Origin of the sequence: Shewanella sp. ENK2 (assembly GCF_043568515.1) — a bacterium.
GTDB lineage: Bacteria > Pseudomonadota > Gammaproteobacteria > Enterobacterales > Shewanellaceae > Shewanella > Shewanella japonica.
The window spans coordinates 4,576,698-4,596,727 of the sequence record NZ_CP171406.1; the positions used below are offsets into that span (position 1 = coordinate 4,576,698).

The 20,030-nt window shown below is 40.3% G+C and carries 19 protein-coding genes and 1 pseudogene; 11 read left to right on the forward strand and 9 right to left on the reverse strand.

Annotated features, from left to right (window positions below; translation table 11 throughout):
* The first annotated feature begins 10 nt into the window (after positions 1-10).
* Positions 11-820, forward strand: coding sequence for a septum site-determining protein MinD (gene minD, locus ACGEDC_RS19940; RefSeq protein WP_055023202.1), 810 nt, complete (start codon positions 11-13; stop codon positions 818-820).
* A gap of 2 nt (positions 821-822) precedes the next feature.
* Complete coding sequence (gene minE / locus ACGEDC_RS19945) at positions 823-1,083, forward strand: cell division topological specificity factor MinE (protein WP_055023203.1); 261 nt, start codon at positions 823-825, stop codon at positions 1,081-1,083.
* A gap of 126 nt (positions 1,084-1,209) precedes the next feature.
* Here minE and rnd read toward each other — a convergent pair whose 3' ends face one another.
* The 8 genes and pseudogenes from rnd to ACGEDC_RS19985 form a co-directional block, all read right to left on the reverse strand.
* The gene (rnd, locus tag ACGEDC_RS19950; RefSeq protein ID WP_211028833.1) at positions 1,210-2,322 is read right to left on the reverse strand and encodes a ribonuclease D; all 1,113 of its coding nucleotides are present in this window, start codon (positions 2,320-2,322) and stop codon (positions 1,210-1,212) included.
* 80 nt (positions 2,323-2,402) lie between these two features.
* Entirely contained in the window at positions 2,403-4,076 is a 1,674-nt protein-coding gene (gene fadD, locus ACGEDC_RS19955) for a long-chain-fatty-acid--CoA ligase FadD (RefSeq protein ID WP_080915858.1), read from the reverse strand.
* Between the two features lie 233 nt (positions 4,077-4,309).
* Positions 4,310-5,227 (reverse strand): alpha/beta fold hydrolase, encoded by a 918-nt coding sequence (locus ACGEDC_RS19960; RefSeq protein WP_394495319.1) that lies wholly within the window; start codon positions 5,225-5,227, stop codon positions 4,310-4,312.
* Positions 5,228-5,253: 26 nt separating this feature from the next.
* A pseudogene (locus tag ACGEDC_RS19965) lies at positions 5,254-6,128 on the reverse strand (class I SAM-dependent methyltransferase).
* Positions 6,129-6,198: 70 nt separating this feature from the next.
* Complete coding sequence (locus ACGEDC_RS19970) at positions 6,199-6,885, reverse strand: M50 family metallopeptidase (RefSeq protein ID WP_055023208.1); 687 nt, start codon at positions 6,883-6,885, stop codon at positions 6,199-6,201.
* Complete coding sequence (locus ACGEDC_RS19975) at positions 6,878-7,309, reverse strand: hypothetical protein (protein ID WP_394495322.1); 432 nt, start codon at positions 7,307-7,309, stop codon at positions 6,878-6,880. Before ACGEDC_RS19975 ends, ACGEDC_RS19970 begins: the two co-directional genes overlap by 8 nt.
* Before the next feature lie 153 nt (positions 7,310-7,462).
* Positions 7,463-8,170 (reverse strand): tRNA (adenosine(37)-N6)-threonylcarbamoyltransferase complex dimerization subunit type 1 TsaB, encoded by a 708-nt coding sequence (gene tsaB, locus ACGEDC_RS19980; RefSeq protein WP_394495324.1) that lies wholly within the window; start codon positions 8,168-8,170, stop codon positions 7,463-7,465.
* 53 nt (positions 8,171-8,223) lie between these two features.
* Complete coding sequence (locus ACGEDC_RS19985; protein ID WP_394495326.1) at positions 8,224-10,149, reverse strand: ATP-dependent DNA helicase; 1,926 nt, start codon at positions 10,147-10,149, stop codon at positions 8,224-8,226.
* Positions 10,150-10,691: 542 nt separating this feature from the next.
* Here ACGEDC_RS19985 and hisG point away from each other — a divergent pair.
* The 8 genes from hisG to hisIE are packed head-to-tail and all read left to right on the forward strand — an operon-like array spanning position 10,692 to position 17,930.
* Positions 10,692-11,591, forward strand: coding sequence for an ATP phosphoribosyltransferase (gene hisG / locus ACGEDC_RS19990; RefSeq protein ID WP_055023212.1), 900 nt, complete (start codon positions 10,692-10,694; stop codon positions 11,589-11,591).
* A gap of 47 nt (positions 11,592-11,638) precedes the next feature.
* Complete coding sequence (hisD, locus tag ACGEDC_RS19995) at positions 11,639-12,925, forward strand: histidinol dehydrogenase (protein WP_394498426.1); 1,287 nt, start codon at positions 11,639-11,641, stop codon at positions 12,923-12,925.
* A gap of 13 nt (positions 12,926-12,938) precedes the next feature.
* Positions 12,939-14,021, forward strand: a complete 1,083-nt coding sequence (gene hisC, locus ACGEDC_RS20000) for a histidinol-phosphate transaminase (protein WP_394495329.1) — start codon at positions 12,939-12,941, stop codon at positions 14,019-14,021.
* Between the two features lie 47 nt (positions 14,022-14,068).
* Complete coding sequence (gene hisB / locus ACGEDC_RS20005; protein WP_394495331.1) at positions 14,069-15,136, forward strand: bifunctional histidinol-phosphatase/imidazoleglycerol-phosphate dehydratase HisB; 1,068 nt, start codon at positions 14,069-14,071, stop codon at positions 15,134-15,136.
* A gap of 12 nt (positions 15,137-15,148) precedes the next feature.
* Entirely contained in the window at positions 15,149-15,775 is a 627-nt protein-coding gene (gene hisH / locus ACGEDC_RS20010; RefSeq protein WP_065107954.1) for an imidazole glycerol phosphate synthase subunit HisH, read from the forward strand.
* Positions 15,772-16,509: a 1-(5-phosphoribosyl)-5-[(5-phosphoribosylamino)methylideneamino]imidazole-4-carboxamide isomerase gene (gene hisA, locus ACGEDC_RS20015; protein ID WP_055023216.1), complete on the forward strand. Its 738-nt coding sequence runs from the start codon at positions 15,772-15,774 to the stop codon at positions 16,507-16,509. Before hisH ends, hisA begins: the two co-directional genes overlap by 4 nt.
* Complete coding sequence (hisF, locus tag ACGEDC_RS20020; protein ID WP_394495334.1) at positions 16,491-17,264, forward strand: imidazole glycerol phosphate synthase subunit HisF; 774 nt, start codon at positions 16,491-16,493, stop codon at positions 17,262-17,264. Before hisA ends, hisF begins: the two co-directional genes overlap by 19 nt.
* 36 nt (positions 17,265-17,300) lie before the next feature.
* A complete protein-coding gene (gene hisIE / locus ACGEDC_RS20025; RefSeq protein WP_394495336.1) occupies positions 17,301-17,930 on the forward strand; it encodes a bifunctional phosphoribosyl-AMP cyclohydrolase/phosphoribosyl-ATP diphosphatase HisIE in 630 nt (209 codons plus the stop codon).
* Between the two features lie 96 nt (positions 17,931-18,026).
* Here the strand turns inward: hisIE and ACGEDC_RS20030 are convergent, their stop codons facing one another.
* Positions 18,027-18,473 carry a DUF4826 family protein gene (locus ACGEDC_RS20030; RefSeq protein WP_055023219.1) on the reverse strand — a complete coding sequence of 149 codons (447 nt, stop codon included), beginning with the start codon at positions 18,471-18,473 and terminating at the stop codon, positions 18,027-18,029.
* Between the two features lie 264 nt (positions 18,474-18,737).
* On the opposite strand from ACGEDC_RS20030, the gene ACGEDC_RS20035 reads away from it, so the two are divergent.
* Positions 18,738-19,769: a Glu/Leu/Phe/Val dehydrogenase dimerization domain-containing protein gene (locus tag ACGEDC_RS20035; protein ID WP_055023220.1), complete on the forward strand. Its 1,032-nt coding sequence runs from the start codon at positions 18,738-18,740 to the stop codon at positions 19,767-19,769.
* Positions 19,770-20,030 lie beyond the last annotated feature (261 nt).

Below are 20,030 nucleotides of genomic sequence, written 5' to 3' on the forward strand. Positions count from 1 at the left end.
ATAATAACAAATGGCACAAATAATTGTTGTCACATCAGGTAAAGGTGGCGTAGGTAAAACAACTTCGAGTGCAGCTATTGCGACAGGTTTAGCACTTAAAGGAAAAAAGACTGTTGTTATCGATTTCGATATCGGTTTACGTAACCTTGATTTAATTATGGGTTGTGAGCGCAGAGTTGTTTATGACTTCGTCAATGTTATCAACGGTGAAGCTAATCTCAATCAAGCACTAATTAAAGATAAACGTTGTGATAAGCTATTTATTTTACCAGCGTCACAAACCCGTGATAAAGATGCACTAACTAAAGAAGGTGTAGGCGGAGTGCTTGATGAACTCAGCAAAGACTTTGACTATATTGTTTGTGACTCACCAGCGGGTATTGAACAAGGTGCAATGATGGCCTTGTATTTTGCAGACATCGCTATTGTAACGACTAACCCAGAAGTGAGTTCTGTACGAGATTCAGACCGTATTCTTGGTATGTTACAAAGTCGCTCTCGTCGTGCAGAACAAAATCTTGAACCAATTCAAGAGTTTTTATTATTAACTCGCTATTCACCTGCTAGAGTTAAAACAGGTGAAATGTTAAGTGTCGAAGACGTATCAGAAATTTTAGCCATTAAGTTAGTCGGTGTTATTCCTGAATCACAAGCAGTATTAAAAGCATCAAACTCTGGTATTCCAGTCATTAACGATGAAGAAAGTGATGCAGGTTTAGCCTACGCTGACACTGTGGCGCGTTTACTTGGTGATGAAGTACCATTTCGTTTTCTGACAGAAGAGAAAAAGGGATTCTTAAAAAGGATATTTGGTAGCTAACTATGTCTATACTTGATTATTTTAGAAGCAATAAAAAAACCAACACAGCGGTAACAGCCAAAGAGCGCCTGCAAATTATCGTTGCACATCAACGTGGTGAACGTGATGCGCCTGATTACTTCCCAAAAATGAAACAAGAGATCATTGAAGTTATTCGCAAATACGTTCATATCTCTGAGGATCAGGTATCAGTTCAGCTTGACCAAAATGATGACAAGCTGTCGGTACTTGAGTTAAACGTCACCTTACCTGATGGCAAATAACGTTTTTCAGGTCATAGCTTACTAAGCTGAACCTCACTATAAAAAAGCCAAGATAAACACATATCTTGGCTTTTTTAATATCGTTAACTCAATAGCCTTGCTGACTATATAAAAGTTCCTTTCGTGTTAACCAAACTTTATTCCTTCTAGACTATCTTTAATGATACTCGCTCGCCAGCCGGTTAATAATAATGGCGTGTCTGTTTGTTTTTTATGATAGAGCCACAGTAAAAATTCATGAATGAGACGTTTAGAGCCAATAAACTCAATCGCGACATCATGTTGCTCAGCCAGTTGCGTGAGGATGACTTTAACTTCTTTAAATGAGGCTTTATAACCATTTTTAAGGGCTATCACGTCCACAGCTTCTGGTAAGTTTTCTAAATCTGCTGTTTGAAGCAGTTTGATGATCTCTTTACCATGGAAACGCTTTTCATGATCGGTTAAGTCATTTAATTGATTCAACTCGACTACCGTTTTCGGCTGTTTTTTTGCTAAAGCAATCAAGGCATGATCTTTAATGATAAAGCCAAGTGCAGAATCTTTCTTTAATGCTTTTTGTAAACGCCAAGTGGCCAATACTTTCAAGTAAGCCAATTGTTTTGGGAATAACTGAAACGCATTTTTCACCTTTAAATAAGCAAACTCTTCATCAGGCGGCGTTAAACGCCCTTCTGTCATCCGCTCACCCTCTTCTAGTAACCAATCCATGCGGCTGGCTTGATTAACTTTTTCAAGTAATTGTGGGTAAAGGTTATATAAATAGTAAACGTCATTCGCGGCATATTGTAATTGTGCATCGGTTAACGGACGTTTCATCCAATCAGTTCGAGACTCGCCTTTATCAATCTCAATGTCTAAAAACATATTAACTAATTTTGCGTAACCAACCCCATGTCCCAAACCACATAAGCTAGCGGCAATTTGGCTATCAAATAAAGGACTTGGCTGACATTGTCCGTAACGTGCGAACACTTCTAAATCTTCACTACAAGAATGCACAAGTTTAGTAATTGAAGTATTTGTTAATAACTCCCAAAAACACGATAAATCAGGCAGAGCAACGGGATCGATTAGCGCCAATGTTTTGCCATCATAGGCTTGAATAAGACCCAACTTCGCGTAGTAGGTTCTTGTTCTTACGAATTCAGTGTCTAAGACCAGTAATTCACTTTGTTGATATTGTGCCACTAACGCTTCTAAACTTGCTTGGTCACTAATGTATTCGAACGATAACAAAATTCACTCCAGTATTAACTTATCGCCAATGAAAGGTCTAAATAGGATGCATTAAAAAGCCGGCAACTGCCGGCTTTACTTTACGCTGATTTAACTTCGTCTCGAAGCTCTCGTCGTAAAATCTTACCTACATTGGATTTTGGTAACTCATCTCTGAATTCTACCAGCTTTGGTACCTTATATCCTGTTAAATGATGACGACAATGTTTAATAATATCGCTATCAGTTAAGCTGTTATCTTTTGCGACGACAAATACTTTAACTAATTCACCGCTGGCTTCATTTGGAACACCAACAGCCGCAACCTCAATGACTTTAGGATGCAGTGCAATGACATCTTCAACTTCATTTGGAAATACATTAAAACCTGATACCAAAATCATGTCTTTTTTACGGTCAACAATGAAAAAGAATCCTTTTTCATCCATGTAGCCAATATCACCAGTCGCTAGCCAACCGTCTTTGTCGATGACTTTTGCAGTTTCCTCTGGACGCTGCCAGTAGCCTTGCATAACTTGCGGGCCTTTCGCAAATAGCTCACCAGTTTCACCTTGGGCTAATACATTACCTTCATCATCACGCACTTGTATGTCAGTTGACGGCGCAGGGAAACCAATCGATCCGTTATAACCGTCAAGGTTATAAGGACAACACGTCACCAGTGGCGATGCTTCAGTTAACCCATAACCTTCAAGTAATCGTGTCTTAGTAATGCTTTGCCATTTGTCAGCAACGGCTTTTTGTACGGCCATTCCGCCCCCAATAGAAAGCTTTAAGCGGCTGAAATCAAGACTATTAAAGTCTTCATCATTAACTAGGGCGTTGAATAACGTGTTAACCCCTGTCAGCGCTGTAAAAGGATACTTCTTCAACTCGCCAACGAACGCTGGTAAATCACGAGGGTTAGTAATTAATAAGTTTTTACTGCCTTTATGTAAAAACAGCAAACAGTTAACAGTGAGTGCGAAGATGTGATAAAGCGGCAATGCAGTAACGACAAATTCGGTACCATCTTTCAAAGCTGGCGAATATGCACCATTGGCTTGCAAAACATTACTCACAACGTTTTTATGACTCAACATCGCGCCTTTCGAAACACCCGTAGTACCACCGGTATATTGCAAGAAAGACAAATCCTCTGGTGAAATCTCAGGTTTTACGTATTGTAAACGACGGCCTTTACTTAAAGACTGCCTAAAAGACAATGCATGGGGCAAGTTGTATTTAGGCACCATCTTCTTGATGTACTTAACCACGAAGTTGACTAAGGTTCTTTTTGGTGCACTCAGTTGATCACCTAACCCAGTGATGATCACCGATTCTACAGGCGTTTCTGAAACTACTTCTTCCAATGTACGTGCAAAATTCGACACAACGACAATGGCTTTAGCACCAGAATCAACTAACTGATGTTTTAATTCTCTTGGGGTATATAGAGGGTTAACATTAACCACGACCATGCCCGCACGTAATACACCAAATAATGCAATTGGGTATTGCAGTAAATTAGGCATCATCAAGGCGACTCTGTCGCCTTTTTCTAACTTGAGTTCATTTTGTAAATAGGCTGCAAATGCACGACTTCTTTCTTCTAACTTCCTATAAGTCAGTGTCGCCCCCATATTGATAAACGCAGGTTGGTCAGCATATTTAGCTACCGCAGATTCAAACATATCGACAAGGGTTGAAAATTGTGCTGAGTCAATTTCTGCCGGTACGTGTTCTGGTAAATTATTAATCCAAGGCTGGTCCACAAAATTCTCCTATTTATCCTGACCATTGCTAAGAAGACGGGCTTCAATTTTTACAAGGTCGAAGATCACTGCACTTAAAACTAGCTGATATTTTTATTATTGTTATGAGTTGCAGTAAAAACGTTATTGATAGTTATTATTCTTGAGCCGCAAAAAATCATACGACCGTTTTAATTGAGACCATAATCACATAAATAAATTAAAAATCCTAGTGATTTTAAAACAAAGAAAGCTTAATTTAGAATAAATGTTCTAATCGTGTTAGCAACTTGTGCTGCGCTTCCCATATGTAAATGGTGATCGCCTTTAATCTGCACATTCGTAAGCTGTGTAAACCACAGCTTAGCTTGCGGTATTGCCAATTTTAACTGTTTATAGCCCTCTTCGGCTAATATTAATAAACAAGGGGTATCACTGACGCTCATTAAAACATCAACCTGTTCAAAGGTTAATCTATAAGGAGAATCCAGTTTCAAACGAGGATCACTTTTCCAACAATATTGATGATCTTTGATTTCAAGATTTCGCTTTATAATTAACTCACACCACTTAGGATCCATACCAGTGAGCTTATGACGGGCATTTACGGCCCGCTCAAGCGTTAAGTTTGATGAAGACTCAGGTTGTTTTTGCCCCTGAATCCCAGCTTGATTGAATCTGATATGCTGCTGAAAGCTTCTATTGACTCTTACTTTAGATTTCGACACATCTTCAAATAATGGCGATAAAGCTTCAATTAATATGAGTTGCTTTAAGCTATCAGGGAAAGCCGCATTATAAGCTGCCGCAACTATCCCACCTAAAGAGTGTCCGATAACGGTTACAGGCTGGTCTTGCTTAAGTAATAAAACGAGTTCGTGCAAATCATAGAGGTAATCAATCCAATGCAATGGATATTGCCCTGGACGATGTTGAGATAAGCCATGACCAGGCCAATCTACGGCAATAATTTGATAATCTGTAAATACTTGCTGCTCAGATAGCGCATTAACTAACGGTACGAAGCTGTCGGCATTATCTAACCAACCATGTAAAGCCAGTAAAACGGGTTTGTTACTACTTCCATATCGCTTTGCTGCTAAACGAATATGAGCCAATTGAAAATCGACATCTTCAAATTCTAATGCCGCATCAATTGGCTCATTCATCATTATCTTCTATATCAGTTATAGCGTGGTTATTTCGCTTTTTTAACAAATTTTAAAGTCATACGATCACTTTCACCAATCGCGAGATATTTATCTTTGTCCTGATCTTCAAGGGCTAAACGTGGCGGTAATGTCCAAACACCTTTTGGATAATCTTTTGTATCCTTAGGGTTGGCATTCACTTCCGATGACGCCGCTAATGTAAAGCCGACTTTTTCAGCCAGTGCAATCATTTCAGCCTGATCCATATAGCCGCTATCAAATGACATACCAGGGTTTGCACGATGTTCAACCACACCAAAAACGCCGCCATCTTTTAGTACATTAAAAGAAGCTGTAAAAGCATTTTCAAGTTGTTTCTGGCCAGCCCAATTATGTAAATTACGGAATGTTAATACATAGTCAGCACTGTTATCTTCACCTAAAACAACAGATGCAGGTGGCTGAAAAGTCACGGTTTTAGCATTACCTACAGCATCTTTGTTATCAGCTAACCAGCTTTGAAACTTTTTACCTGCTTTAGCGTAATATTGAGTGCGCTTAGTATCTTCTTTTGGATTGGTTTCAAAAATACCACCAATGTACTGACCTTTTTCTGCAAGGTAAGGTGCCAAGATTTCGGCATACCAACCGCCGCCAGGCCAAAGCTCAATAACGGTATCATCCGCTTGAACACCTAAAAAAGCTAAGGTTTCAGCAGGATGACGATATCCATCACGGGCTGAATTTTTTCGCTTCTGAAGCTACTTGCTACAGCTTCTGCGAGTTGAGGGTTAACTTTAACAGCTTGTGCTTTGTCACTTGTTGAATGACCGTGCTCATGTGCAACCACATTTGTACTGATGGTCGATAGACCAATCGAACTTAAACCTAACATTGTGGTTAACAATAACGTACGTTTCATTGTCTTCTCCCTGAAGAAATTGTTTTAAAAAACAGCAACTGATACGGCAAAAATTGCTAAGTTGATCACTCTAAACTGTTTCTGGCTTTTTGTCGTCTACTCTTCGCCAACACATCCATAACATAGTGCAGCTAAACACTAACCAGATTATTACCCAAAGCCAAGCTGGTAGCCATGTTAACTGTGATAGCTTAGCCGCATCTCCTTGAGTTGATAAACCAAAAAGAATTGTCGGGCTCGCCATAGCATTAAGCACAATCATCAAACCCAGTGTTCGTAACAAACTGTTAAGCCATGCAAAATTATTAAATTTAAGCGGCATTAGAAACACAACGGCTAACGAAATTAAAATGAATATGGTTAATAAATCTCTCGCCCAGAAAATTAATGATGCGAGGACTGTTGTACCAAGAATGCCTAAGGTAAATTTAATGCCCGCTCGCCAAGTCGCCAATAAGAAGATGATATACCCCCACAGCGCAGCACCAAAATAGCCACTAAAAGTGATGAAAGGTGCAAAGCCCCCTTGGGTAAAACATAAGCCCGCACCATTAGGAAATAATTGAATTTGAGTGACAATGCCTCCACTGGCTATAGCCGCTAATCCATGGGAAATCTCATGAAAATAGCTTTCAAACCATTTAAAAGGAATACTGATAATAGGCAGTTTAGTAATCAGAAAAGCAATCAGTAGTTCAAAAAAGAAAAGCCCTTTAGAAGGAATAGCGGATAAGCGAGCAGGCTTAGGATCATGCATATAAATCAATACCCACCATTTGTTGAATTTGCTCTCGTTGAGCAGCATGTTGGTTTAATAGGTATTCTTTAATCGCACCTCCACTTCCTTGAACATGCTGTTGCTGTGATGCGTTAAAATGTGTTTGCTTGTCGTACTGCAGTTTTGCATCGACGGCATCGTTAATAACAGATTGCTCAACAAAGACAACGTGCGCATTAGTCGGTTCAGCAGCCGTGGTCAAGGTTTCTTGTTTTGCCGCAGAAGTATGATTCACTTCAGAGACTTGACGAGAACGAGTTAACCTATCAACTGTCGATTGTTGATTATTTACCGCTTGGTTATTTTGACTATTATTATCAGCAATCTTGTTTGTGTCAGTTCTTAATGTAAATGGATTATAAGAAGACAAAGGCTGAATTGATGATTGCATTGTATGAAGCAAATTGTCCTCCTATTTAACTAAACACATATTTAACTACACACATACTTAACTACATTATTAGAAAGCTAATATTAAGCCCATACTTAGCTAATACTAAGCTAATAATAAGCCAAGAGTTAAACACAAACTCATCAAGCAAATAAAGCTAATCTATTATTCGCGCCCTGGTAATTTTTTCCAAGTCACCGTATCACGCAAATACACGGGAGCAAGCTCATCCACAGGAGTCGATAAACCTTGCTTATATCCCAATTGCGCAAGTGTTAACATCGCTTTGGCATCGGGTAATTTGATATCACTCATTTGTGCAGAATCAAGATTTGACAATAAATCAGGATATGCATCAAACCCAGTGCCACACAGTGTGATCGTTTGCTCAGTATCTAACAGTATATTTACTTGCTCTGGAGTAGATACATGTTCTTCGCCAACTAACGTTGCAATTCCATCTGAATTAGTAAACTGTCCCCAGTATATTTCATTCATTCTTGCATCAATGGCTACAAATACTTGTTTAGCACTGTCAGTGTCAATAGCCATTTGTGCCATAGCTGCCAAAGTAGAAATACCGATAACAGGTATATCATGTCCTAGTGCTAAGCCTTGAGTCATACTTGTACAAATTCGAATTCCAGTAAAACTACCTGGCCCACGCCCATATGCAATCAAGTTTACATCTGCAATCTTAATATTTGCTTCTTTCAATACTTCATCAACCATTGGCAATAAACGCTGGCTATGTTCTCTTGGCGCATTTGCCGAACGACAATGTAAATCTTGGTTATGCAACAGCGCTGCCGAGCAAGATTCTGTGCAAGCATCTAATGCAAGTATTGTTATATCTGAATCAATGTGAGCCATGTAAGACGTGTTAACCCTAGAGTAATTCGGTAAATAATGATCGCTATAATAACTTATGGGATACTTTTTAAAAAGCGTAACGCAGTATCTAAATCACGAGTCCTGCTCATTGGCGGTAATGAATTGATGAATGCTTCGCCATAGCGTCTATTTACAATACGGTTGTCACACAGTATTAATACCCCTCTGTCTTTCTCGTCCCTAATAAGACGACCTACACCTTGCTTTAAGCTAATAACGGCTTGAGGTAATGATATAGACGTAAAAGGATCGTTATTACTTCTCTCAGCATTTGCCGCTCTAGCGCGATATAACGTGTCATCAGGAGAAACAAAAGGCAGTTTGTCGATGATTACGCAGCTAAGTAACCGCCCTCTCACATCAATACCTTCCCAAAAGCTACTTGTCCCCAGCAATACACCATTTCCGAGTTGGCGAAATTTATTTAACAAGCTTTGCTTACTCGCCTGTCCTTGTACCAACAAAGGATAATTCACTTTACGTTGAAGCATTATCGCAACTTGCTGCAGCATATGATGACTGGTGAATAAAATAAAAGTCCGTCCTTGTGCTGCATTAATTGCTTGCGTACAGACATCCACGAGTTGATTAACATTAGCTTCAGTTTGACCTGACTTAGCAAGATGTCTTGGCACACAAAATAATGCTTGGTTTGGATAATCAAACGGACTATCTAAGATAATTTGCTTTGCTTTACCCAACCCCAACTCGTCAGCAAAATGTTTAAGCTGTCGGTTCACTTGTAACGTCGCCGAGGTAAAAATCCATTGAGTTTGTTTATCAAACAATTGCTGACATTGCTTGGCGATATTAATCGGTGCAATTCTTAACATAGTAAATCGACCACTAGGTTCAACACTGTAAGCGGCATTTTGATCATTACATTCAAAGTACAGTTGAAGCTGTGCAACGATTGAAGAGAGTTGACCTACTACATTATCTAACGTTTCACTGCGGCCAACATGTTCTGTTGTCACAGCAAGCAACGTCGTCAGTTCATTCAATAAATCCCAAGATTGTGTGGCTAAATCTTTATTTGAAATAACGTGGCGCCAATCTGTGACATCCCCCTCAAGCAATGCATTTTGCCAACGAGATAACTTCACTAATAGTCGTTGACTCAGCTGCTCCAATTGAATGCTGTCTCTTAGCTCTGTTCGATACACATCAATAATTTGATTTAGCACTCTGTCGATATCACGCGTCGCAATTTGTTGACCAAAATAGTTAATGCAAACATCAGGAACCAAGTGAGCTTCATCAAAAACGACGACATCGGCTTCTGGTAATAATTCTGCAAATCCTGTGTCTTTTAGTAATCGGTCAGCAAAGAATAAATGATGATTAACCACAACAATTTTCGCATCTTGTGCTTTAACCTTTGCTTTACGACTAAAACAGGCATCGTAATAACTGCACTTTTTACCAGTGCAGCTTTCTTTGGTGCTGGTGACTGTGGCAATGGTCGCCGAATGTTCTGCTACTGAGGTTAAGTTACCAGTATCACCATCTTTGGTCATACTAGCCCATTGATTTATCTTGATCAGCTCATCAACCACTTGCGGTGACAATTGACTTATTTTTTGTAAGTTCTTTTCCAACCTAAGTTGACATAAGTAATTACTGCGACCTTTTAGTAGCGCCGTTTTGGGCGCGACAGAAAACATGGTTAATAATAGTGGTAAGTCTTTGAAGAAAAGCTGTTCTTGCAGGTTTTTACTCCCTGTACTAATGATAACTTGCTTACCACTTAATAATGCAGGGATCAAATAAGCAAACGTTTTACCTACACCTGTACCTGCTTCTAAAATTAAATTGTGTTTATCACTGATGGCACTCGTCACAGCCAAAGCCATGTCGTACTGACTTTGCCTTGGACGATATTGATGAACACTTTTTGCTAAAGCGCCCTGAGGAGAAAAAGCCAAGTCGACTTCTTTGCGTAATTTGCTGCTCACTATGATGCTTAATCTTGCCTTTTTAGTGGAAAAAACAAATAACCGTACTCGGTCATCTATCAAGCTTTTCATTATCCAATGATTTACAACAGTAAACAATGAAATAAAGTTTCTTTGAGTTAAAGCTCTTCATTGATGATTGCGACGATAAATATTGATTTATCAGAATTAAACACCTTACTTGTATATACAAACAGAGTAAAAATAAGCCTAGAAATCATACTGATATAAGATATATTTTTTATTTAGCAAAAAAATGCAAATAGTGTTTATTCTGTATTGCAAACAAAATTAAAAGGGGTTAGATTGTTCGTAATGAAATTACACAAGCTAATTTAATAGAGAATTTATTATGTTCATCCGAATCAATACAAACCATCATCATCACCATTTGCGGTAGCCTTCGGATGCTTACTGCCGGAGGACTATTTCCTTCAGGCGGTTGTAAAAACATACACAAACCCCTGAAAGAAATTTCAGGGGTTTTTTAGTTTTAGGCTTTAAATAATTGTTTTTATATCAAATTTAATAGGAAATACATCATGAGCGAAAATAACAGACTGCGTATTGCAATTCAAAAATCAGGTCGCCTTTCAAAAGAGTCACAGAAATTACTTAAAAGTTGTGGCGTAAAGTTCAACGTAAACGAACAACGTTTAATTGTACACGCTGACAACATGCCAATCGATTTACTGCGTGTACGTGATGATGATATCCCTGGCTTAGTTATGGATGGTGTCGTTGATTTAGGTATTATTGGCGAGAATGTTCTTGAAGAAGAACAAATAGAACGTCAAACACTTGGTAAGCCAGCTGACTGTGTAAAATTACGTGAATTAGATTTTGGAGCATGTCGCCTTTCCCTCGCTGTTCCAAATGAATTTAGCTATGAAGATGCAAGCTCACTAGAAGGTTTACGTATTGCGACTTCTTATCCAAACCTTTTACGTCGTTACATGCAACAAAAAGGCATTAACTATAGCGACTGTATGTTAAAAGGTTCGGTTGAAGTTGCCCCACGTGCAGGATTAGCTGACGGTATCTGTGATTTAGTTTCAACAGGTGCGACTCTTGAAGCGAATGGTTTATACGAAACAGATATCATCTATCAATCAATGGCATGCATTATTCAATCAGCTGAGGAGCAAGTACCAGCAAAACAAGCACTCATCGATAAAATCCTTTCACGCATGAACGGCGTCGTACGAGCTCGTGAAAGCAAGTATATTCTACTGCACGCACCAAGAGAAACTCTTGATCAAATCGTTGCACTATTACCGGGTGCTGAAAACCCAACCGTATTACCACTCAATGATGATACTGATCGGGTCGCAATCCACGCCGTTAGCACTGAAGATTTATTCTGGGACACAATGGAAGAGTTAACCGCACTGGGTGCGAGTTCAATCCTTGTTATGCCTATCGAAAAAATGGCCGGTTAACTAACACATTTGTCGTAGTGGAGCTGCACATGCAAACACAGCAAACAATGCAAATTCTAGATTGGAATGAATTAAGTTCAACAAAGCAACAAACTGCGCTAAATCGCTCGCCATTAGTTGGTGACAATAGTGTTGAGCGTTCAGTTAGAGACATCATCAACACTGTTGTGGCTGATGGTGACAGCGCTTTAGTCAAATATAGTCAGCAATTCGATGGGGTTAGTATCGATTCCATTGCTATGTCTGATGATGATATCTCACTAGCTTGTACCAGAGTATCTGAAGATGTTAAGTCTGCTGTTGCTAATGCCGTGAATAATATTGAAACGTTTCACCAAGCACAAACATTCCAAGCAATTGATGTAGAAACGCAACCCGGTGTTCGCTGTGAGCTTCGCTCTGAGCCAATTCAGAAAGTCGGTTTATACATACCAGGCGGCAGTGCGCCGCTAATTTCTACGGTAATGATGCTGGCTTTACCAGCTAAAATTGCAGGCTGTGAGCAACGTGTTTTAGTCAGTCCTCCACCAATTAATGATGCAATTGTTTATGCAGCAAAGGTCTGTGGCATCACAGAAATTTATCAGGTTGGTGGTGCACAAGCTATCGCTGCCCTCGCCTTTGGTACTGAATCGGTGCCAAGTGTTGATAAAATCTTCGGCCCCGGTAATCGCTTTGTCACTGAAGCTAAACGTTTAGTTTCACAAGATGGCCGCTGCAGCGTCGCAATTGATATGCCAGCGGGCCCATCGGAAGTGCTTGTCATTGCAGACGAACTCGCAAATCCAGCCTTCATCGCGGCTGATTTGTTATCCCAAGCAGAACATGGGCCTGATTCACAGGTTATGTTAGTCACAGATTCTGAATCAGTGGCTAATGAAGTCAACCTAGAGCTCAGTAAGCAACTTAACGTCTTATCTCGACAAGATATAGCCGCACAAGCACTCAGTTGCAGCCGGTCTATCATTGTTGATGATATGTCTCAAGCAGCCATGGTATCTAACCTTTATGGTCCTGAGCACTTAATCATACAATCTGAAAAACCTCGTGATGTATTAACCAATATTCGAGCCGCAGGTAGTGTTTTTCTAGGGGCATATACGCCAGAATCAGTTGGCGATTACGCGAGTGGAACCAACCATGTATTACCAACTTACGGATATAGTCGCAGCGTTTCTAGTTTGTCATTAGCTGATTTTTCTCGCCGATTTACCGTACAAGAATTAACTCCACAAGGCTTACAAGGTCTTGGCGAAACAGTCATGGTACTAGCAGAAAATGAGTTACTTGATGCTCATAAAAATGCCGTAGCCATTCGCTTAAATAGCTTATAAAGAGTAAAGATAGATGACAAATAACAGTGAATCCTCATCAAAATCTGCGCTAACGTTAGCAGAATCGTTAGCTAGACCAGAGCTGTTAAGCCTTGTTCCCTATGAAAGTGCGAGACGCATTGGTGGTCGCGGCGATATTTGGATAAACGCCAATGAGTCGCCTTTTAATAATAGCGATTTAGATACATTAAATCGTTACCCTGAATGTCAGCCTGAGCCATTAATTAATGCTTACAGTCAATATGCTAAGGTGCCTGTTGAAAATATCGTTTCAACTCGTGGAGCTGATGAGGGGATTGAGCTACTTATTAGAACCTTCTGCACCCCAGGCGTTGATAAAATAGCTTGCTTTGGGCCAACTTACGGTATGTATGCGATCAGCGCACAAACATACAATGTAGGTGTCAACAATTTAAACCTAACTGATAGCTATCAACTCCCAGAAAATTATGCCTCGCAAATTGATGGCGCAAAAGTCGTCTTTATTTGCAACCCCAATAATCCAACTGGCACGATTATTCAAAAGCAGGATATTACAGCGGCCGTTGAAGCTATGCCAAATGCCATTGTGGTGGTTGATGAAGCATATATTGAGTTTTCTCCGCAATACTCAGTGGCTGACTTAGTGACTCAGTATCCTAACCTGGTCGTGTTAAGAACCCTTTCAAAAGCATTTGCATTAGCAGGAGCTCGCTGCGGTTTTTTAATGGCCAACAGCGATATTGTCAGTTTAATTATGCGGGTTATTGCGCCTTACCCAGTGCCTCTTCCCGTTGCAGAATTAGCCCAAAATGCACTGTCGATAACGGGTATTGAGTTAATGCAGCAGCAAGTTGCACAGCTCAGCACTCAAGGGCAGCGATTATCCAATGCGCTGCAACAAGCTGGCGCTAAAGTATTACCTGCCCACGGCAATTTTGTATTAGCTGAGTTTACTCAACCTGATACGGTCAGTAACGCTTTGCAGCAAGCTGGGATAGTTGCACGGGCTTATAAAGACCCACGTTTACAAAGTCGAATTCGATTTAGTTTTAGCCATGCATCAGACACAGACAGACTTATCGATGCAATCAATAGCCTAAACTCACCCGTTTGATAGATATTACCCAATTTAAAGAATAAAAATATTTTGAAGGAAAAGAGATGAAACAAAACATTTTATTTATCGACAGAGATGGCACCTTAGTTGAGGAACCAGCAATTGATAAGCAGTTAGATAGACTTGATAAGCTAGTGTTTGAACCACAAGTCATTCCTTCTTTACTAAAACTACAAAAAGCGGGTTACCGTTTAGTGATGGTGTCCAACCAAGATGGTTTAGGCACAGATTCATTCCCACAAGCAGACTTTGACGCACCGCACAATATGATGATGCAAATCTTTGAAAGCCAAGGTGTCAAATTTGATGATGTCGTCATTTGCCCACACTTTGACGCTGATAATTGCAGTTGTCGTAAGCCCAAATTAGGCTTGGTCAAAGAATACTTAACACAAGGTAAAGTCGATTTTACGACCTCAGCGGTCATTGGCGATCGTTATACTGATGTGGAACTTGCAAGTGCTATGGGGGTCCGTAGTTTTCAATATCAACGTGAAACACTCGATTGGGTTGCCATTACAGATGCAATCTTAAATCAAGGCCGTATCAGTGAAGTTGTTCGCACAACAAAAGAGACGGATATTAAAGTTAATATTAACCTTGATGATACTAGCAAAGGCAAAATTGATACAGGTATTGGCTTTTTTGACCACATGCTAGATCAAATTCAAACTCACGGAAATTTCAGAATGGATGTGACTGTTGATGGCGATTTAGAAATAGACGATCACCACAGCGTGGAAGATACCGCCTTAGCCATAGGCGACGCATTACGCAAAGCACTAGGTGATAAACGTGGTATTGCCCGTTTCGGCTTCAGTCTGCCTATGGATGAAGCAAATGGAGAGTGTCTAATGGATATTTCTGGTCGTCCATTTATTAAATTCAATGCTCAGTTCGATCGTGAAATGGTCGGTGAAATGGCCACTGAAATGGTGCCACACTTTTTCCGCTCATTTGCCGATGGCCTGCGTTGTACGTTACACATCAGCACCGATGGCGATAATGATCACCACAAAGTTGAAGCGCTATTCAAAGTTTTAGGCCGCACGTTACGCCAAGCAGTAAAAGTCGAAGGTGATTTGCTGCCTTCAAGTAAAGGTGTACTGTAAGGAGCGCAATTCATGTCAGATAACAACACAACCGTCATTCTTGATACTGGCTGTGCAAACCTAAGCTCGGTACGATTTGCATTTGAGCGACTAAACGCTGATGTCATTGTATCTGCTGACCATCAAGTGATTAAGTCCGCCGCAAGAGTCGTATTGCCTGGTGTCGGCACTGCTGGCGCGGCGATGGATGCGCTTGTGAGCCGCGATTTAGTGTCCATTATTAACAACCTAACCCAACCTGTCATGGGGGTATGTTTAGGGATGCAAATGCTCACGGAGAAATCCAATGAGCACGGTGGGCGCACAGAACAAGACATAGCCTGCTTGGGATTAATTCCTACTCAAATTAATGAATTAGACAGTCAAGGCTTGCCATTACCACACATGGGTTGGAACCAAATAACAGTATCTGACCATCCGTTGTTTAAAGGGATTGAAGACGGTAGTTATGTGTATTTTGTCCATAGCTTTAAGGCGCCACTCAGTCAGTACACCATCGCATCATCACAATACGGTGAAGCATTTAGTGCCGCCATTGCAAAAGATAACTTTTTTGGTGTTCAATTTCACCCAGAAAAAAGTGCAGCAATAGGCTCGCAGATATTACAAAATTTCCTAAACATGGGGAACCAAGCATGATCATTCCAGCAATTGATTTAATCGACGGCCAAGTGGTGCGTTTATATCAAGGCGACTACCAACAAAAAACGACTTTTGATTTAAGTCCATTAGCTCAACTTCAGTCTTATGAATCCCAAGGGGCTAAGCTACTTCATATCGTAGATTTAACAGGTGCTAAGGATCCCGAAAAGCGCCAAATAGCATTGATTTCACAATTGGTTGCAGGCTTAAACACCGATATCCAAGTCGGCGGCGGGATCCGTAGTGAACAGCAAGTAAAAGAGTTATTAGATAGTGGCGTTAAACGTGTCGTCATTGGTTCATTAGCAGTCAAAGAGCCCGAATTGGTCAAAAGCTGGTTTGTAAAATACGGCAGTGATGCCATTTGTTTAGCGTTAGATGTCAATATTAACGAGCAAGGCGAAAAAATTGTCGCAGTGTCAGGCTGGCAAACTGGCGGTGGTAAGTCGTTAGAATCATTAGTGTCAGAATACAGCACAGTTGGACTTAAACATGCATTGGTCACCGATATTAGCCGTGATGGTACTTTACAAGGCGCTAATACAGTTCTTTATGCTGAGCTTGCAAGTAAATACCCAAACATTACTTGGCAAGCCTCTGGCGGTATAGCAAGCCTTGATGATGTCGCGGCGGTAAGAGACAGTAACGCCAATGGTATTATCATTGGTAAAGCATTACTGATAAATAATTTTACCGTTGAGGAGGCAATCACATGTTGGCCAAACGCCTAGTCCCCTGCCTCGATGTTCGTGATGGACAAGTCGTAAAAGGGGTTCAATTTCGTAACCATGAAATCATTGGTGATATTGAACCATTAGCAGCAAGATATGCGGCAGAAGGTGCTGATGAGTTAGTGTTTTATGATATTACCGCCAGTGCCCATGATAGAGTGATTGATAAGTCTTGGGTAAGTCGAGTCGCAGCGCAAATCGATATTCCTTTTTGCGTCGCTGGTGGAATTAAAACCATCGAACAAGCACGACAAATGTTAGCTTACGGTGCCGATAAAATTTCAATTAACTCACCAGCACTCAGCGACCCGAGTTTGATTTCACGATTACAGGATGAATTTGGCCGCCAATGCATCGTGATTGGTATTGACTCATTCTATGATAACGAATCAGATAGCTACAAAGTAAAGCAATTTACTGGTGACGAAGCTGCAACTAAAGATACGCAATGGTTTACTCAAGATTGGGTTGAAGAAGTTCAAACTAGAGGTTGTGGCGAAATTGTACTGAACGTCATGAACCAAGATGGCGTGAGAGGCGGTTATGATATTAAACAGCTCAGCATGGTAAGAGCAATTTGTGATGTCCCATTAATTGCTTCTGGCGGTGCAGGCACAATGGCACATTTCAAGGAAGTGTTTCAGCAAGCGAATGTTGATGCTGCCCTAGCAGCCAGTGTGTTTCATAAGGGAATTATCGATATCGCTGAATTAAAGCAATATTTAGCCAATGAAAACATTGCGATTCGTATTTAACAGGCAAAGAAACTGAATAAGAAGTGAAACTGAATTATGACATTATCTGCAACTGTGACATTTGATACCTCAGCACTAGCATGGGATAAACAAAACGATTTATTACCAGCCGTGGTTCAAAACCACTTAACCGGTAAGGTGCTTATGCTGGGTTATATGAATAAAGCGGCGTTAGAACATACCTTAGAAACAGGCAAAGTAACTTTTTTCAGTCGCTCAAAACAACGCCTATGGACTAAAGGTGAAACGTCAGGCAACACATTAGATTTAGTTGCCATTGATAAAGACTGTGACAATGACAGTTTACTGGTTCAGGTTATTCCAAATGGCCCTACCTGCCACACAGGAACTGAAAGCTGCTGGCCTAACGGCAATGCTCACAGCTTCATTGACAACCTCACCAATGTGATCATTTCTCGAAAAGGCCAAAGCGCAGATTCAAGCTACACGGCATCGCTTTTTGAACGTGGTACAAAAAGAATTGCACAAAAAGTTGGCGAAGAAGGATTAGAAACGGCGCTAGCTGCTGCAACACATGATAAAGAAGAGTTAATTAATGAAGCTTCAGATCTTATGTATCACTTAATTGTGCTACTTGAAGATCAACAATTATCCATGGCTGAGGTTAATCAAAACCTAATGCAACGTCATTTAAACAGTCAATAGCGTTAATCTAAACCGACTATTTAAGCACATTGCATCCAATAAAAAAGGCACCTACTCGGTGCCTTTAATTTCTTACAAAAACTGATATCTATTTGATTACGCTTGGTCTTGCCAAAGCTTTTCATCGTTTTGCATGTTATATAGGCTCTCAGCGCGAGACACCAATAAGTTAGCAAATTTAAGTTGGGTCTCATCGCGAGTTGCGCCAGACTTATGTAAGTTTTCAGCTTTAATTTGCCACATCATTGAAAAGTGACGAATCGCCTCACGCGCAGTACCAGCAACTTTTACATCGACATAGTCAGAAGGTAAATCGCCTGACATTACCCAAAAAGTTTGCTTGGTAGGTTGTTTCGATTCCATTTTCCAAATTGCTAAATATGGCACTAAATAGCGGCTTTCATCAGCAAGGACTTTTGACGGGATAACGCCTTTTTCGGCAAGGAATCGATTGGCTTTTTGAAATTGTGCTTGGACCCATTGTTGTCTTAATACTTCTGGATCTTGTTGTTCTGTTTTAGGCTCAGCCACTGATTCAGTCATTCTTTCTTCCTATTTTATTGTTATATGTCGTCATCATAACACTTACATCTTTATATCAATTTGTGTGACAAATGCAACGAAACGCAAAAAAAGTTTACGTTTACGTAAAGTGGCAAGCTAAATTGCCACGTAGATCACAAAATTATATGAATCTAACTTTGTTGAGAGTATCGCTAAATGCTATCGTTCTGCAATAAATAATAACAAGCAGTCGTTATTCACTTTTATTCTGACGACTATTTAATCGCACAGCGGAGATCACAAGTGGCTCTATTTAATCATGTATCGTTTGATGACCACGAACAAGTCGTATTTTGTCACGACAAAGAAAGTGGCTTAAAAGCAATTATCGCTATCCATAATACTAACCTAGGCCCTGCAGTGGGCGGTTGTCGTATGTGGAATTATGACTCAGACGACGAGGCAATCAATGACGTGTTGCGTCTATCTCGTGGAATGACTTATAAAAACGCACTTGCTGGTTTAACAATGGGTGGCGGCAAGTCAGTTATCATCGCAGACCCTAAAACTACCGATCGTGAAGCCTTATTCCGCTCATTTGGTCGTTTTATTCACACTTTAGGTGGTAAGTACTACTCTGCTGAAGATGTGGGTACTACCACAGCTGATATTATGATTGCTCATGAAGAAACACCCTATATGGCTGGGCTTGAGGGCAAAAGTGGCGATCCATCTCCATTCACTGCTTTAGGTACGTATTTAGGTATTAAAGCCGCGGTAAAACATCAGCGTGGTCTAGATAGCTTAAAAGGCTTAAAAATTTCGGTTCAAGGCGTTGGACATGTTGGTTATTACTTATGTAAGCACCTTCATGAAGATGGCGCTGAACTGATCGTGACTGACATCCATCAAGCTTCTTTAGACCGTGTCGCCACGGAATTTGGCGCTACAGTTGTTGCACCACAAGATATCTATACCCAAGATGTTGATGTTTACGCACCATGTGCACTTGGCGCAACGATCAACGACACGACTATCCCGTTGCTTAAAGCAACAATTGTTGCGGGTTGTGCAAATAACCAGTTAGCTGAAGTTCGTCATGGTGAAGTATTAAAAGAGCTAGGCATTTTGTATGCGCCTGATTATGTCATCAATGCTGGCGGTATCATCAATGTTTCTTTCGAAAGTGACTATGATGTAGCTAAAGCCACTGCCAAAGTCGAAGAAATTTATAACACGTTAATCAAAATCTTCGAGCAAGCCGAAAAAGACAACCGCACCACCGGTGATGTTGCTGACGAAATGGCGCGTGAGATCATTAACGCCGCTAAATAATTAACGCACTCATTTTATAAGCCTATTTTTTATAAAATGAGTTACGGTTATGACCTCACTAAAGGGAGCCATCAGGCTCCTTTTTTATTGGAATTGAATCGCTAGTAATTCAGCGTTAACTTTGCTTTAGTTTCTTATATTAGTTTCTTATATTAGTTTTTATATTAGATACTTATATTAGTTACCTATATTCGTTTACTGCCAATGACCAAATTTTGGCTCTTATTGTCTCTTAGAGCCTTACTAAATCTTATCCAAAGT